This is a genomic window from Nakamurella aerolata (assembly GCF_013002705.1).
GTDB classification, from domain to species: domain Bacteria; phylum Actinomycetota; class Actinomycetes; order Mycobacteriales; family Nakamurellaceae; genus Nakamurella; species Nakamurella aerolata.
This window is the reverse complement of sequence record NZ_JABEND010000001.1, coordinates 413,446-427,061: the sequence shown is the minus strand read 5'-3', so window position 1 is coordinate 427,061 and position 13,616 is coordinate 413,446. Positions and strand designations below refer to the sequence as shown.

14 protein-coding genes are annotated in these 13,616 nt (G+C 69.0%); 12 read left to right on the top strand and 2 right to left on the bottom strand.

Annotated elements, in window-relative coordinates; genetic code table 11:
* The first annotated feature begins 32 nt into the window (after positions 1-32).
* The 4 genes from HKD39_RS01885 to HKD39_RS01870 all read left to right on the top strand — a co-directional run bounded on the left by HKD39_RS01885 (position 33) and on the right by HKD39_RS01870 (position 3,654).
* A complete protein-coding gene (locus tag HKD39_RS01885) occupies positions 33-860 on the top strand; it encodes an ABC transporter permease subunit (RefSeq protein ID WP_171198406.1) in 828 nt (275 codons plus the stop codon).
* Complete coding sequence (locus tag HKD39_RS01880) at positions 860-1,969, top strand: ABC transporter ATP-binding protein (RefSeq protein ID WP_171198116.1); 1,110 nt, start codon at positions 860-862, stop codon at positions 1,967-1,969. Before HKD39_RS01885 ends, HKD39_RS01880 begins: the two co-directional genes overlap by 1 nt.
* Positions 1,970-2,105: 136 nt before the next feature.
* Positions 2,106-2,861: an SDR family oxidoreductase gene (locus tag HKD39_RS01875; protein ID WP_171198115.1), complete on the top strand. Its 756-nt coding sequence runs from the start codon at positions 2,106-2,108 to the stop codon at positions 2,859-2,861.
* A gap of 196 nt (positions 2,862-3,057) precedes the next feature.
* Complete coding sequence (locus tag HKD39_RS01870; protein ID WP_171198114.1) at positions 3,058-3,654, top strand: SigE family RNA polymerase sigma factor; 597 nt, start codon at positions 3,058-3,060, stop codon at positions 3,652-3,654.
* A gap of 130 nt (positions 3,655-3,784) precedes the next feature.
* Here the strand turns inward: HKD39_RS01870 and HKD39_RS01865 are convergent, their stop codons facing one another.
* Positions 3,785-4,258 carry a hypothetical protein gene (locus HKD39_RS01865; RefSeq protein WP_171198113.1) on the bottom strand — a complete coding sequence of 158 codons (474 nt, stop codon included), beginning with the start codon at positions 4,256-4,258 and terminating at the stop codon, positions 3,785-3,787.
* Positions 4,259-4,265: 7 nt separating this feature from the next.
* Between HKD39_RS01865 and HKD39_RS01860 the strand changes: the two genes are divergently transcribed.
* On the top strand, positions 4,266-5,093 hold the full coding sequence (locus HKD39_RS01860) for a hypothetical protein (RefSeq protein ID WP_212753779.1): 828 nt from the start codon (positions 4,266-4,268) through the stop codon (positions 5,091-5,093).
* Positions 5,094-5,698: 605 nt separating this feature from the next.
* A complete protein-coding gene (gene dop, locus HKD39_RS01855; protein WP_171198405.1) occupies positions 5,699-7,207 on the top strand; it encodes a depupylase/deamidase Dop in 1,509 nt (502 codons plus the stop codon).
* 33 nt (positions 7,208-7,240) lie between these two features.
* Here the strand turns inward: dop and HKD39_RS01850 are convergent, their stop codons facing one another.
* A complete protein-coding gene (locus HKD39_RS01850; protein ID WP_171198111.1) occupies positions 7,241-8,188 on the bottom strand; it encodes an aldo/keto reductase in 948 nt (315 codons plus the stop codon).
* Between the two features lie 141 nt (positions 8,189-8,329).
* On the opposite strand from HKD39_RS01850, the gene HKD39_RS01845 reads away from it, so the two are divergent.
* The 6 genes from HKD39_RS01845 (at position 8,330) to HKD39_RS01820 (ending at position 13,590) form a co-directional block, all read left to right on the top strand.
* Positions 8,330-8,665, top strand: a complete 336-nt coding sequence (locus HKD39_RS01845; protein ID WP_171198110.1) for a MerR family transcriptional regulator — start codon at positions 8,330-8,332, stop codon at positions 8,663-8,665.
* 204 nt (positions 8,666-8,869) lie between these two features.
* The gene (locus tag HKD39_RS01840; RefSeq protein ID WP_171198109.1) at positions 8,870-9,064 is read left to right on the top strand and encodes a ubiquitin-like protein Pup; all 195 of its coding nucleotides are present in this window, start codon (positions 8,870-8,872) and stop codon (positions 9,062-9,064) included.
* A gap of 8 nt (positions 9,065-9,072) precedes the next feature.
* The gene (gene prcB / locus HKD39_RS01835) at positions 9,073-9,957 is read left to right on the top strand and encodes a proteasome subunit beta (protein ID WP_171198108.1); all 885 of its coding nucleotides are present in this window, start codon (positions 9,073-9,075) and stop codon (positions 9,955-9,957) included.
* 70 nt (positions 9,958-10,027) lie between these two features.
* Positions 10,028-10,963, top strand: coding sequence for a proteasome subunit alpha (prcA, locus tag HKD39_RS01830; RefSeq protein WP_171198107.1), 936 nt, complete (start codon positions 10,028-10,030; stop codon positions 10,961-10,963).
* A 117-nt stretch (positions 10,964-11,080) separates the two neighbouring features.
* Entirely contained in the window at positions 11,081-12,499 is a 1,419-nt protein-coding gene (locus HKD39_RS01825; protein WP_171198106.1) for a hemolysin family protein, read from the top strand.
* Entirely contained in the window at positions 12,496-13,590 is a 1,095-nt protein-coding gene (locus tag HKD39_RS01820) for a hemolysin family protein (protein ID WP_171198105.1), read from the top strand. The genes HKD39_RS01825 and HKD39_RS01820 overlap by 4 nt, the downstream gene beginning before the upstream one ends.
* Positions 13,591-13,616: the final 26 nt, after the last annotated feature.

Sequence of the window (13,616 nt, the reverse complement as noted above, 5' to 3'; positions counted from 1 at the left end):
GTGTGCGCACCGCCGACAGTCACCAGGCGGCGATGGGCCGGGTCCGGCACCTGCTCGGCCGGGTAGCCACCTATCTGGTGGTCTGCGTCGCGACGGTGTTCTTCGCGCTGCCGCTGGTGTGGTTGGCGCTGACACCGTTCGCCAAGGAGCCGAACTTCCGGGCCAGCCTGCGCGGCGGGGTGACCCTCGACAACTTCCGGGAACTGCTGGACAACCCGCAAACCTGGCCGTCCATCAGGAATTCGCTGATCCTGTCGATCGCCACCGCGGTGGTGGTGGTGGCCCTGTCGGCGCTGGCCTCGTACGCGCTGTCCAGGGTCAGAGTCCCCGGCCGGGACCAGTTGCTGTACGGGCTGCTGTTGCTGTCGTCCATCGTCACCGGGACCGCCGCGATGGTGCCGATCTTCCTGATGTTGTTCCAGCTCAACATGTTGGACAGCTACACAGGGGTCGTTCTGGTGCTCACCGGCGGCCTGCTGCCGGCGGCCATCTTCATGCTCAAGGACTTCGTCGACGCCATTCCGCGCTCGTACGAGGAGTCGGCAAGGGGTTACGGCGCCAAGCCGAGCCAGATTCTGCGCCATATCGCCCTGCCGTTGATCCGTCCGGGCATGGCGACGGTCGGCGTGTGGGCGCTGGTGCAGGTGTGGGGGAACTTCCTGGTTCCGTACGTGCTGTTCACCTCGGAGTCGAAACAGCCTGCGGCAGTGGCCATGTACACCTTCTACGACTCTGGTGGGCAACCCAATTTCGCCCTGATCTCCACCTTCGCGCTGGTCTACTCGGTGCCGGTGGTCGTGCTGTACCTGCTGGTGAATCGCCGCTACGGCTTCGCCTTTCAAGGAGGAATCAAAGGCTGATGGCCGGTGTCGAACTGAGCGGTCTGGTCAAGGAGTACCCGAACGGCGTCCGGGGGGTGAACGGCGTCGATCTGTCGATCGCGGATGGCGAGTTCTTCGCCCTGCTGGGACCGTCCGGCTGCGGCAAGACCACGCTGTTGCGCACCCTGGCCGGGCTGGAGAGCGCCACCGAGGGCAACATCGGCATCGGCGGCTCCGACGTCACCAGGATGCCGCCGGGCGAACGGGACATTGCGATGGTGTTCCAGGACTATGCGTTGTTCCCTCACATGTCGGTGACCGACAACATCGCGTATCCGTTGCGTATCAAGAAGACCGGGCGTGCCGAACGCAATGCCAGGGCCGCCGAGACCGCGGAACACCTGAGCCTGGGGACGCTGCTGGACCGGCGCCCTTCGCAGTTGTCCGGTGGGCAGCAACAACGAGTCGCGTTGGCTCGCGCCATCGCCAGTCGCCCGCAGCTGTTCCTGTTCGACGAGCCGCTGTCCAACCTTGACGCCCGGCTGCGGTTGGAGGCCCGCACCTTCCTGAAGCGGCTGCAGGGTGAGCTCGGGGTGACAACCGTGTTCGTCACCCACGATCAGGCCGAGGCGTTGGCGATGTCGGACCGGATGGCGGTGATGGACGCCGGGCGGATTCGCCAGATCGGCACCCCGCGAGAGGTCTTTCACCGCCCGGCGGACACCTTCGTCGCGAACTTCATCGGTGCCACCCCGATGAACCTGTTGCCCGCCAGGGTGTCCGGCGGCCGGTTGGATTTCGGCGGATTCACCCTGCCGCTGCCGCAGCTTGCGGGGGAGCCGCCGGCGGACGGCACCGCTGTGACCTACGGGCTGCGCCCCGAGTACCTCACCGCAACGACAGGTGGCGGCGCGCTGTCCAAGACCGACCCCGGTGCGGCGGTGACCGGCGTCGTCACCACCGTCGAGAACCTCGGCGTGCAGCTGCTGGTCGGCCTGCAGGTCGGCGATCGGCTGATCCGGGCCACCGTCGCCGAAGACGTGGAACCGGAGCCTGGCACCGAGCTGACGGTCGCGCCGGCGCCGGGCCGCGCGCTGCTCTACGCCGGAGACGACGGGGACCAGCCGGGCCGGCTGCTGAGCGCGTGAGCCGGATCCGCGGCGCGGCTGCGGTCGCGACTCGGCACTAGGCTGGGGCAACTACCGCTGTGGGCCACTACCTCTGAGGCGACCACCGCGGTGGGTAACCACCGCTGAGGCGACCACCGGAAGCGAGGAGAACACCATGTCCGGAACGGTCTTCGTCACCGGCGCCAGCGCCGGATTCGGCGCCGCCATCGCCAGGCGCTTCGCCCGCGAAGGCTGGAAGGTGATCGCAACCGCCCGCCGCGCGGATCGGCTGGCCGAGCTGAAGGATCAGCTCGGCGATGCGGTGTACGTCGCCGCGCTCGACGTCCGCGACTCCGATGCCATCCCGGCGCTGCTGGCTGAGTTGCCACCGGAGTTCGCCCAGATCGACGTGCTGGTCAACAATGCCGGCCTCGCCCTCGGCCTCGGCCCGGCGCAGGAAGCCGACCTCGGCGACTGGGACACCATGATCGACACCAACGTCACCGGCCTGGTGCATGTGACAAGGGCGGTGCTGCCCGGCATGGTGCAGCGCGGCCGCGGCCACGTGATCAACATCGGTTCAACGGCAGCGAGCTACCCGTATCCCGGCGGCAACGTTTACGGCGCCACCAAGGCTTTCGTGCACCAGTTCAGCCTGAACCTGCGCGCCGATCTGCCCGGCACCGGCGTCCGCGTTACCTGCATCGAACCCGGCATGGTCGGCGGCACCGAGTTCTCCGTTGTGCGTTTCGACGGCGACCAGCGCAAGGCGAACCAGGTGTACGCCGGCGTCGATCCGCTCACCGCCGACGACGTCGCCGAGTCGGTCTACTGGGCCACCAACCAGCCGGCCCACGTCAACATCAACCTGATCGAGCTGATGCCGGTGGCGCAGAGTTCGGGGCCGCTGGCCATTCACCGGGAATCCTGAGCCGGTGCCGCCTGCCCGTCCGCCCGTCTGCCCGACTGTGCGGCGCACCGCGCATCGGCGGTGAAATCCGCCGTAGCCACCGCAACAATCGGGCGCGGTGGTGACTTGTAGTCGGTGAGGGCCGCGTCGGTGGCGGCCACCGAACCACAGGAGGGGATATGACGTCCCTGCACAGCGTTGTGCCTGAACGCGCGTCATGAGCACCCAGTCGTCCGTACCGGACCCGTCGGACCGGAACGACTTCGTTGCCTTCGTTCGTGCGCACCAATCGGCGTTGTTCGGCTTCGCGGTCGCGCTGACCGGAGACCGATCTGCCGCCGAGAAGCTGACCGCCGATGTAGTCGGAGATGCCTACGCGAACTGGCCGCGGGTGAGCACCGCCGAGTTTCCGTTGGCTTATGTCCGGCGCATGCTGCTGAACAAGTTTCTGCGAAACACCAGACGCCGCACCGTTGTTCAGGCGCCCCGCGACCCCGAGCTGGTCAGCACGGTTGCCGAGCGCGACCCGGCCGGCGACAGTGCCCAGCGCATTGCCGAGCACGACGAGCTCGCTCAGCAACTGGCGAGCCTGCCGAAACAACAACAGGCCGCATTGGCACTGCGCTACTACCTCGACCTGTCCGACGACGCCATCGCCGCCGAGCTGGGCTGCAAACCGGCCAGCGTGCGCGGCTACATCTCGCGCGGGCTGGCCGCGCTCCGCATCGAGTTGGGTGACGGCGGTTCCGGGCCGGACACACCTGCGCTGTTATCGCCGACCCTGCTGGCGGTGCCGCCACCCGACCCGGCCTGACGCAGTCGATCGCCTTGCTCGCCTCAGCGGACCACAGGTATTACGCCCCAACAGCTTTCGCCGGCACGGCCGGCACGTGACCACAACTTTCAGGAGCCACCATGCCTTCCGAAGACGACCTGCGTCGCCTCTACCGCGAGCGCGCCGGTCTTGCCAAAGAGCACACCCCGGACTTCGCCGCCAAGCTGACCGACACTCGGCACGCCACCACGGCCACCCGCTCCCGATCCTGGGCGATAGCCGGGGTAGCCGCCGCCGTGGTCGCCGCTGCCGTCGCCATCCCGGTGGTCGTCAACCAATCGCGCCCGCACCAGCCGGCCGCCGTCGCCCCCGCCGGGTCCGGCTCGGCCGACGCGACCGCGATCGGAGTCAACCCGCCGTCGGGCACCACCGCCTCGGCCACCGCGTCACCGGACGACACAACAGGGCGGAAGAGCGCTGCCGCACCACCGCGCAGCCTGCCGGTGAAACCGCCGCCGCCCGCAACGGAACCGCCCGCCGAGACGAAACCGTCCGCGGCGAAGCCGGCCCCGACCGGCGCCGGCACCGTGAAGGCGAGCTCCGCCGCCGGTTCGGCGAGGGTGAAAACCGTTGCCGCTGGCACCGATCGGATGAAGCTGCGCGACTTGAACGCCTCGGTATGCCTGTTGTCGCTCGACGGCGAGCGGATCGCGGTTTCTGGCTCGTTCGACCTGACAAGCATGTTCGTCGTTGCTGCCAGGGACAGCGGGGTTAAGATCGAGAATCGATACAGTGTGAGATCGCAGTTCGCGGTGCGGCTGTCCGGCCTTGGTACCGAGTACGCCAGAGCAACGTTCACTGAAAGCAGTGAGCTGACCGTACCGGCGGACGCGGTGAAGCTGTCTGTCGAAGGCCGTGACGCCTACTTTGCCAAACTGTGCGGCTCCGGCACCCTCGCCTGGCAGTGGAGTCCGGGCAAGTGGTCCGTGGTTGTCAACGTCACCCAGCAGCAGGGCATCAAGATGGCAACAGCGCTGCAGTTCTCGAACACCCCCCGCACCTTGCCCTTCAAGGTCACCAAGCCGCTGCTCCCGCTGGATCGAGCGCCGATGAGTGAGGTTGGGGGGTACTGGATGTCCGATGCTGCGTCACCCACCTCAGATCTGGGCTTGACTTACGGGTACCTGATCGACGACGCCTCCGTGGGTACGGCCAACATCTCGGTGACCAATCCCGATCCGATGGGAAGCGATCCTGGAGATCAGCCGACAACCATCAACGGTCGCCCAGCCAAGGTGTCTTCTTTTGAGGGTGCGGCCAATTCGGTGCAGATCCGAATTGATCTGGGCGGCGGGTACACCGCACTGATCTCTGGGAAAGGCTCCGTCGCCGACGTGACGAAGTTCGCCGAGAACATCGAGTTCGCCGACGTGAACGACCCCAGCAGCTGGTTCAAGGTGAGCGACTCCGTCCATTGATCAAGACGGCGCTGTGACCAACACGGCGCTTTGGCCAACACTGTTCTGGCCAACACGGTGCTTTGGCAAACACGGTGCGGTGATCGAGACCGGTGCAGTGACCCCCGCCCCGCGCCCCGAGGGTTCACTGTTCCGCCGGCCCGCGGCATCGTCTTCTCCGAGGTCTCCTCCGAGAGCCGGTGTCGCGGGCCTTCTTGACCCCTGGACGTCAGCAACTGTCTGGGGGAGCAGCGGGGGCATCCCGGCCCGTTCAGCTGAAAAATGTGCGTCTCGACCAGAGTTTGCCCAGGTGAGATTTCAGGAGAGCATGGCGAGACGCTGATATTTCCCGTGGCGCCGCGGTGCCTGCCAACGGCCACCTGCCAACGGCCGCGGGCTCGCAGCCGATCCGGCGACGCGTTACCCACCATCGGTCCGGCAGGCGCCAGGAAGAAGGGCCAGGGGAAGCGCCCAGACGAAGAATCGGCGCCTCGATGCGACTTTCCGAAATGTGAGCTGCGGAAACGCATTTCGAGGCGCACATTCCCTGAGCCGACCGGCACCGGACAGCGACCTCCCCGATGCGTCACCGGCCGGCGCGGCTGGCTAGCGTGGCAACCATGAGCGTGCGCCGCATCATGGGAACCGAAGTCGAGTACGGCATCTCGGTGCCGGGCGACCCCACCGTCAACCCGGTGATGACGTCGACCCAGGTGGTGCTGGCCTACGCCGCGTCGGTGGCGGCGCCGCGGGCCAGGCGTCCGCGGTGGGACTACGAGGTGGAGTCGCCGCTCCGCGATGCCCGTGGCTACGACCTGTCCAGCCTGTTCGGAGCCATGGTGGAGCCCGACGTCGACGACCTCGGCGCCGCCAACGTCATCCTGTCCGACGGCGCCAGGCTGTACGTCGACCATGCCCACCCCGAGTTCTCCGCACCCGAGGTCACCAATCCGCTGGACGCCGTGCTGTACGACAAGGCGGGGGAGCGAGTGATGGAACAGGCCGCGCTGCTCGCCGGGCAGGTGCCGGGCACCCCGGCGCTGCAGCTGTACAAGAACAACGTCGACGGCAAGGGCGCCTCGTACGGCACCCACGAGAACTACCTGTGCAGCCGGGAAACCGGCTTCCCGCAGCTGATCTCGGGGCTGCTGCCGTTCTTCGCCACCCGGCAGGTGTTCACCGGCTCCGGCCGCGTCGGCATCGGCCGCACCGGCCAGGAGGACGGCTACCAGCTCACCCAGCGGGCCGACTACATCGAGGTCGAGGTCGGGCTGGAGACCACCCTCAAACGCGGCATCATCAACACCCGCGACGAGCCGCACGCCGACGCCGAGAAGTACCGCCGGCTGCATGTGATCATCGGCGACGCCAACCTCGCCGAGATTGCCACCTATCTCAAGCTCGGCACCACCTCGTTGGTGCTGTCGATGATCGAAGCCGGGGTTCCGCTGGACGATCTTGAGTTGGAGAGTGCGGTCCCGGCCGTGCATGCCATCTCGCACGACCCGTCGCTGCAGACCACCGTGCCGATGGCCGACGGCCGCCGGATGACCGCGGTCGATGTGCAGCGCGCCTTCCACGAGAAGGCGGCGAGATTCATCGAAGACCGATACGGCTCCGATGTCGACGAGCAGACCGCCGACGTACTGGCCCGCTGGATCGACGTGCTCGACAGGCTGGCGAACGACCCGATGGATCTCGCCGGCGAGCTGGACTGGCCGGCCAAACTCCGCCTGCTGGAGGGGTTTCGCTCCCGCGACGGCCTCGGTTGGGGCGCCCCCCGGCTGGCCCTTGTCGACCTGCAGTACTCCGACGTGCGGCTGGACAAGGGCCTGTACAACCGGCTGGTGATGCGCGGCTCCATGCAGCGGCTGCTCAGCGAGGATGCCGTCAGGGCTGCGATGACGGAGCCGCCGGAGGACACCCGCGCCTACTTCCGGGGGCGCTGTGTCTCGCAGTTCCCGGAGGCGCTGGCCGCGGCGTCGTGGGATTCGGTGATCTTCGACGTCGGCCGCGATTCGCTGGTCCGCATCCCGACCATGGAACCGACCCGCGGCACCAAGAAGCACGTCGATCAGCTCTTCGAGCAGGCCGAGGACGCCGCGGCACTGGTGGATTCGCTGACCTCCAGATAGCTGCCAACGCCAGGGCCCTGAAGGGGACGTCGATCATTGGCCGGTTGCGCCTGAGTCGCCGCGCGGCGTCGGAGCTTGTAACCTCGCCAGTTGCGCAGGGGTCAGCAGTAGCTCAGCGGCACCGAGGTTCTCGGCCACCCGGTCGGCCGAGGTGGTTCCCGGGATCGGCACCACGTGCCGGCCCTGGTGGAGTAACCACGCCAGCGCCACTTGGCCGGCGGTGGCCCCCGATTCGGCCGCTACCTCGGCGACTGCCGGCGCCATTGCGTCCGGCCCGCCCATCGCCAGCGGGAAGAACGGGACGAAAGCCATGCCCAGCTCGCCGGACCTGACGAGCACGCTGTGGTTGGCGCGGTCGGCCAGGTTGTAGGCCACCTGTACCGCGGCGGCAGACAGCAGGCTCGCGGCCTCGTTCAGCTGCGTCAGTGAAACCTGTGACAGCCCAATGGCTTTCGCGTCGCCGTGTTGTACGGCATTGGCCAGTACCTCCAGCTGGTCGGCCAGCGGCACCTGGCCGTCCACTGCATGCAGGTACAGCAGGTCGATCGGGCGGTCGTCGAGCGCCCGCCGGCTCTGCTCGATCTGCTGTCTGAGGTAGTCCGGACGCCCGAGCACGCGCCACTCGCCGGGGCCCGGCCGGGTGAGGCCGATCTTGGTGGCGATCACCACCTCGTCGCGGTACGGCCGCAGGGCCCGCGCCACCAGTCGTTCGCCGTCGCCGAGCGCGTACGCCGCGGCCGTGTCGAACAGCGTCACCCCTAACTCGGCTGCTCGCCGCAACGTCGCGACGGAGGCGTCCCAGTCGCTGGCGGAGGCCCAGATCGGCGCGTCCGGGCCGCGCCGGCGGTCCGGGTCGTCGGCGAACCGCATGGTGCCGAGACCGATCCGATGGATCGGCCCGTTGCCCGCCAACGGGAATGTCGTCCGATCAGAACTGTTGGTGCTGGTGTTGGTGCGGTCCGGTGTTGGTCGTCGTTCCATGCCATCGATCGTTGGTGCTGACACCGTGTCAGGGGCAAGCGTCGCTTCGGCCCAGTGGCCGACCTCACTCCGGAGGTCGCCGGACACAACGATCGGGGCAGCACCGTCGGAGCAGCAGCGGGGACAGCAAGGAGGAGTTCGGTGCGGATCGGCGAACTGGCGACAGTGTCCGGGGTCAGCCCGCGGATGTTGCGCTACTACGAGGACAACGGACTGCTGACCAGCGCCCGCAGTGCGACCGGCCAGCGGCTGTACGACGCGGCGGCTGCCGGTGTTGTTGCCCGGATCCGGAGGCTGCAGGATTCCGGCCTGTCGATCCGGCTGATCGGGCTGATCCTCGCCTGTGCCTGCGGTTCGGATCAGGACGTTGAGCCATGCCTGACGCCGGCCGTGCGCGCACACCTTGATCGCATCGACGCCGACCTTGCGCACCGGCTGTGGCAGCGCAGCAACCTCGCCGCCCTGTTGGGTTCGTGATGAACGCCTCGACCGCGCCGACCCGACCGGGAGGCCGCGGCGGGGTGCGGGCCGGCCCGTCACACGCGGTGCCGCAGTGGGGCAGCGTCGGCACCGCTCGGTAAGGTTGGAGCACACCAGCCGGCACACCGGGTAGCTGCAGCGTTGTCGACCACAGCGCCGTAGTTCTGTTACTCGACAACGGCAGACCGCGAGGAGAGCGACATGGCGCAGGAGCAGACCCGTCGGCAGGGTGGTGGCGGCGGAGACGACGACGCCGTCGGCGGCGAACCCGCAGGCCAGGAGCGCCGCGAGCAGCTCGCCTCCGACACCGACGACATTTTGGACGAGATCGACGACGTGCTGGAGAGCAACGCGGAAGACTTCGTCAGGGCGTATGTGCAGAAGGGTGGTCAGTGACAGCCGGTATGGCCGACAGCACCGCTGCACCCCGCAACTGGCCGACCCAGGCCATCCCAGCCGCCTACCTCACCCCCGGCACCGGCTCCTTCGCCGACTTCCTGCGCCGCGCCGAGCCGCAGCTGTTGCCCGGTAACGGAGTCGCCGTCGGGCACCTGGCGGGAGCCAACCCGTCACTGCACGCCGCCCCGGCGGTCGACTTTCCGCACGGCACCACCGTGGTGGCGCTCACCACCGCCGACGGCGTGGTGATGGCCGGCGACCGCCGCGCCACCCAGGGCAACGTGATCGCCCAACGCGACATCGAGAAGGTCTTCGTCGCCGACTCGCACTCGGTGGTCGGCATCGCCGGAGCCGCCGGCCTCGCGGTCGAGCTGGTGCGGATGTTCCGGCTGGAACTGGAGCACTACGAAAAGATCGAGGGCGTTCGACTCTCGTTGGACGGCAAGGCGAACCGGCTGGCCAGCATGATCCGCGGCAACCTCGGAGCCGCGCTGCAGGGCATGGCCGTCGTGCCGATTTTCGCCGGCGTCGACCTCAACGTGCCCGAACCGGCCAAGAGCGGCCGGATCTACTCCTACGACGTCACCGGCGGCCGCTACGAGGAGCACGACTACTACGGCATCGGCTCCGGCTCGATCTTCGCCAAATCGGCCCTGAAGAAGCGGTTCCGGCCCGGCCTTGCCCCGGACGAGGCGGTCCGCACCGCGATCGAAGCGCTCTACGACGCCGCCGACGACGACACCGCCACCGGCGGGCCGGACCTCACCAGAAAGATCTTCCCCGTCATCGTCTCGGTGAACGCCGTCGGCGCCACCCGCTGGAGCGACGACGCCGTCGGGCAGATCGCCGAACAGGTCATCGCCGGCCGGATGGAGAACCCGGGCGGATGAACACCCCAGCCGTTCCAGGTGCCGCCCGCGCGGGCGCACCCCGAGCAGCACGCCAGTCAGGACAGCGGCCGTGACCTTGCCGATCTATGCCTCACCCGAGCAGTTCATGCGGGACCGCTCCGATTACGCCCGCAAGGGCATCGCCCGCGGCCGCACCGTCGTGGTCACCATCTACGCCGGCGGGGTGCTGTTCGTCGCCGAGAACCCGTCGCCGACACTGCACAAGGTGTCGGAGATCTACGACCGCATCGGGTTTGCCGCCACCGGTCGCTACAACGAGTACGAGAACCTGCGCACCGCGGGGATCCGGCTGGCCGACGTCCGCGGCTTCTCCTACGACAGGCGCGACGTCACCGGCCGCTGGCTGGCCAACGCCTACGCCCAGACCCTCGGCTCGATCTTCTCCGAGCACTCCAAGCCCCTTGAGGTGGAGCTGTGCGTCGCCGAGGTCGGCTGGCCCGGCAGCGCGGCCGACGGCTCCGCCGACCAGCTCTACCGGATCAGCTACGACGGTTCCATCGCCGACGAGCCGCACTTCGCGGTGATGGGCGGCGTCACCGAACCGGTGGTGGCGGCGCTCGACGCCAGCTACACCGACGGCTGGGACCTGCCCACCGCGCTCCGCGCCTGCGTCGCCGCACTTGGCGCCGCCCCGTCCGGCAACGGCAGCGGCACCGCGGGCGGCAGCGGGACAGCCGCGGGGCAGGGCCGCGAACTCGGCGCCAACCAGGTCGAGGTGGCCGTGCTCGACCGCAACGTCATGGGCCGCACCTTCCGGCGGATCGAGACGCCGCAGCTCACCGCCCTGCTCGGCGGTACCGCCGACGCACCGCCGGCCACCCTGGACGACACCGCCGTCGAGTCGGCGCCGGAAACCCGACGCGAGCCGAACGTCCGGCAACGCGACGACGACCCGGCGCCGGAAGGCCCACCCGTCACGGGCACCGCCGACAGGGCCAACGACAGCACAGCCACCGATGGCGACCCGCCCGCGCCGACCAGTTGATCCGGAGACGCGATTTCCCATGATGAGCATTCCCCCTCCGTTACCCAGGCGGCCGCGAGGCCGCAGCTTCGGCACCGGCAGCACCGGTGACCGTCCGGCCGGCACGGGACGGCCGCGATGATCGTCGAGTTCATCCTGCTGCTGGTCGGTTTCCTGCTGATCGCCGGCACGTTCCTGTACGTGGCGTCGGAGTTCAGCTTCGTCACCGTCGACCGCGCCACCGTCAACCGGGAGGCGGCGAACGGCGACGGTCGCGCCAAATCGGTGCTCACCGCGCTCCGGTCGCTGTCCACCCAACTGTCCGGGGCACAGGTCGGCATCACCGTCACCACACTGGCTCTCGGCTTCGTGATGGAGCCGTCGCTGGCCAGCCTGCTGACCCGGTTCCTCGGTCTTTTCGGGATACCCGAGGGCGTCGGCAACTCGATCACCGTGCCGCTGGCGCTGATCATCGCGACCGCGCTGTCGATGGTGTTCGGCGAGCTGGTGCCCAAGAACATCGCGCTGGCAGAGCCGCTGAACACCGCCAAGGGCGTCGTCCGGCCGATGTTGTTGTCCACCATGCTGTTCCGTCCGCTGATCTGGGCGCTGAACGGCACCGCGAACGGGGTGCTCCGGCTGTTCGGCGTCGAACCGCAGGAAGAGCTGCGGTCGGCGCGCAGCAGCACCGAGCTCGGCTCGCTGGTCCGTCGGTCCGCCCAGCAGGGCACCCTGGAGGAGCCCACCGCCGGGCTGCTCGCCAGGTCGATCTCGTTCTCCGACAAGACCGCCGACGACGTGCTGACGCCGCGCACCAAGGTGCGGTTCGTCAAGGCCACCGACCCGGCCGATGCGATCATCGAGGCGGCGGTGCAGACCGGGCACGCCCGATTCCCGGTGACCGGCGCCGACTCGGACGACGTTGTCGGGCTGGTGCACCTCAAACGCGCCGTCGCCATCCCCCCTGACGAGCGCGCCAAGGTCACCGCTGGGCAGCTGATGGTCGACGTGCCGGTGATCCCCGAGACGCTGCCGTTGGACGAGCTGCTCGACCAGCTCCGCGAGCGCGGCCTGCAGATGGCCGTCGTGGTCGACGAGTACGGCGGCACCGCCGGCATCATCACGCTGGAGGACGTGGTGGAGGAGCTGGTCGGCGAGATCACCGACGAGCACGACCCGGTGTCCGGGCGGATGGAGCTGATGGCCGACGGCACCTGGGTGCTGGACGGCACGCTGCGCCCTGACGAGATCGAGGAGTTCTCCGGCATCGCGCTGCCCGAGGCCGGAACGTACGAAACCGTTGCCGGGCTGCTGATCGCCGAGCTCGGCCGGCTCGCCGCCAAGGGCGACCACGTGGTCGGCGACGCGATCGCCGCCGCGGACGCGGCCCTCGGCGCACTGCCGGGCGGCCACCGGCTGGAGCCGGAGACCGACAGCGACCTGCCGCGCCGGGTGCAGGTGCGGTTGGACGCCGAGCAGATGGACGGCCACCGGATCGCGGCGGTGCGGATGTCCAGCGTCGGGGTGCGCGACAACGGCGAGGTGAGCGACCGATGACAACCCAATGGCTGTTGGTCGGCGTGGTGATCCTGCTGCTGCTGGCCTCGGCGTTCTTCGTCGCCGCCGAATTCGCGCTGGTCTCCGCGCGCCGCACCGTGGTGGAACCGCTTGCCGTCAACTCGGCGCGGGCCAGGGTCACCTTGAAGGCCATGGAAGACATCTCGGTGATGATGGCGACGGCGCAGCTCGGCATCACGCTGTGCGGGGTGCTGCTCGGCGCGCTCGGCGAACCCGCGGTGGCCACGTTGCTCGAGCCGGTGTTCCACGCGCTCGGCGTGCCGGACGCGGCGCTGCACCCGGTGGCGCTGGTGGTAGCGCTGCTGCTGGTGGTTTCGGCCCACGTTGCGCTCGGCGAGATGGTCCCGAAGAACATCGCGCTGGCCGGCCCGGAGCGGACGGCGATGTTGCTGGCGCCGGCGCTGATGGCCGTCGCGACCGCCATCGGGCCGGTGGTGCGCGGCCTCAACCACGTGGCCAACGAGGTGGTGCGCAAGCTCGGCAAGGAGCCGAAAGACGAGGTGGCGTCGGCGTTCACCCGCGAGGAGGTCGCCGACCTTGTCGCCGAATCCCGCGCCGAAGGGCTGCTGGACGAGGACGAACACCAGCTGATCACCTCGGCGCTGGACTTCGAGGGCAACACCCTCGCCACCGTGCTGCTGCCGGACGACCAGGTGGTGGCTCTCGACCAGGACGCCACCCCGGCCGAGGTTGAGCGGCTGTGCGCGCGCACCGGCTTCTCCCGGTTCCCGATCAAGGACGCGCAGGGGCGCTACCGCGGCTACGTGCACATCCGTGACGTCGTCGCCATCGATCCGGAGCGGCGGGACGAACCGCTGCCGCCGGAGTCGATCAGGGCGCTGCCCGCCTTCGCCGAGGGCACCGACCTGCGGGCGGCACTTGACCGGATGCGCCGGGCCGGGGCGCACCTTGCCCAGGTCGCCGCCGACCCGACCAGGGCACAGGCGCAGCGGCTCGCCGGCCGACCGCTGGCCCGTCCTGCCCCGGAGCAACGCCGCGGCCTGGTGATGCTGGAGGACGTCATCGAGCAGCTCATCGGCGAGATCGGCGACGCCACCCGGCGCGGCTGAGCCTGCCGGTGCCGACCTGGCTCGAT

Coding starts and splice junctions, on each gene's coding strand:
- HKD39_RS01885 (WP_171198406.1), top strand. CDS start 33: ATGGGCCGGGTCCGGCACCTGCTCGGCCGGGTAGCCACCTATCTGGTG.
- HKD39_RS01880 (WP_171198116.1), top strand. CDS start 860: ATGGCCGGTGTCGAACTGAGCGGTCTGGTCAAGGAGTACCCGAACGGC.
- HKD39_RS01875 (WP_171198115.1), top strand. CDS start 2,106: ATGTCCGGAACGGTCTTCGTCACCGGCGCCAGCGCCGGATTCGGCGCC.
- HKD39_RS01870 (WP_171198114.1), top strand. CDS start 3,058: ATGAGCACCCAGTCGTCCGTACCGGACCCGTCGGACCGGAACGACTTC.
- HKD39_RS01860 (WP_212753779.1), top strand. CDS start 4,266: ATGAAGCTGCGCGACTTGAACGCCTCGGTATGCCTGTTGTCGCTCGAC.
- HKD39_RS01850 (WP_171198111.1), bottom strand. CDS start 8,188: ATGGAACGACGACCAACACCGGACCGCACCAACACCAGCACCAACAGT.
- HKD39_RS01840 (WP_171198109.1), top strand. CDS start 8,870: ATGGCGCAGGAGCAGACCCGTCGGCAGGGTGGTGGCGGCGGAGACGAC.
- prcB (WP_171198108.1), top strand. CDS start 9,073: ATGGCCGACAGCACCGCTGCACCCCGCAACTGGCCGACCCAGGCCATC.
- HKD39_RS01825 (WP_171198106.1), top strand. CDS start 11,081: ATGATCGTCGAGTTCATCCTGCTGCTGGTCGGTTTCCTGCTGATCGCC.
- HKD39_RS01820 (WP_171198105.1), top strand. CDS start 12,496: ATGACAACCCAATGGCTGTTGGTCGGCGTGGTGATCCTGCTGCTGCTG.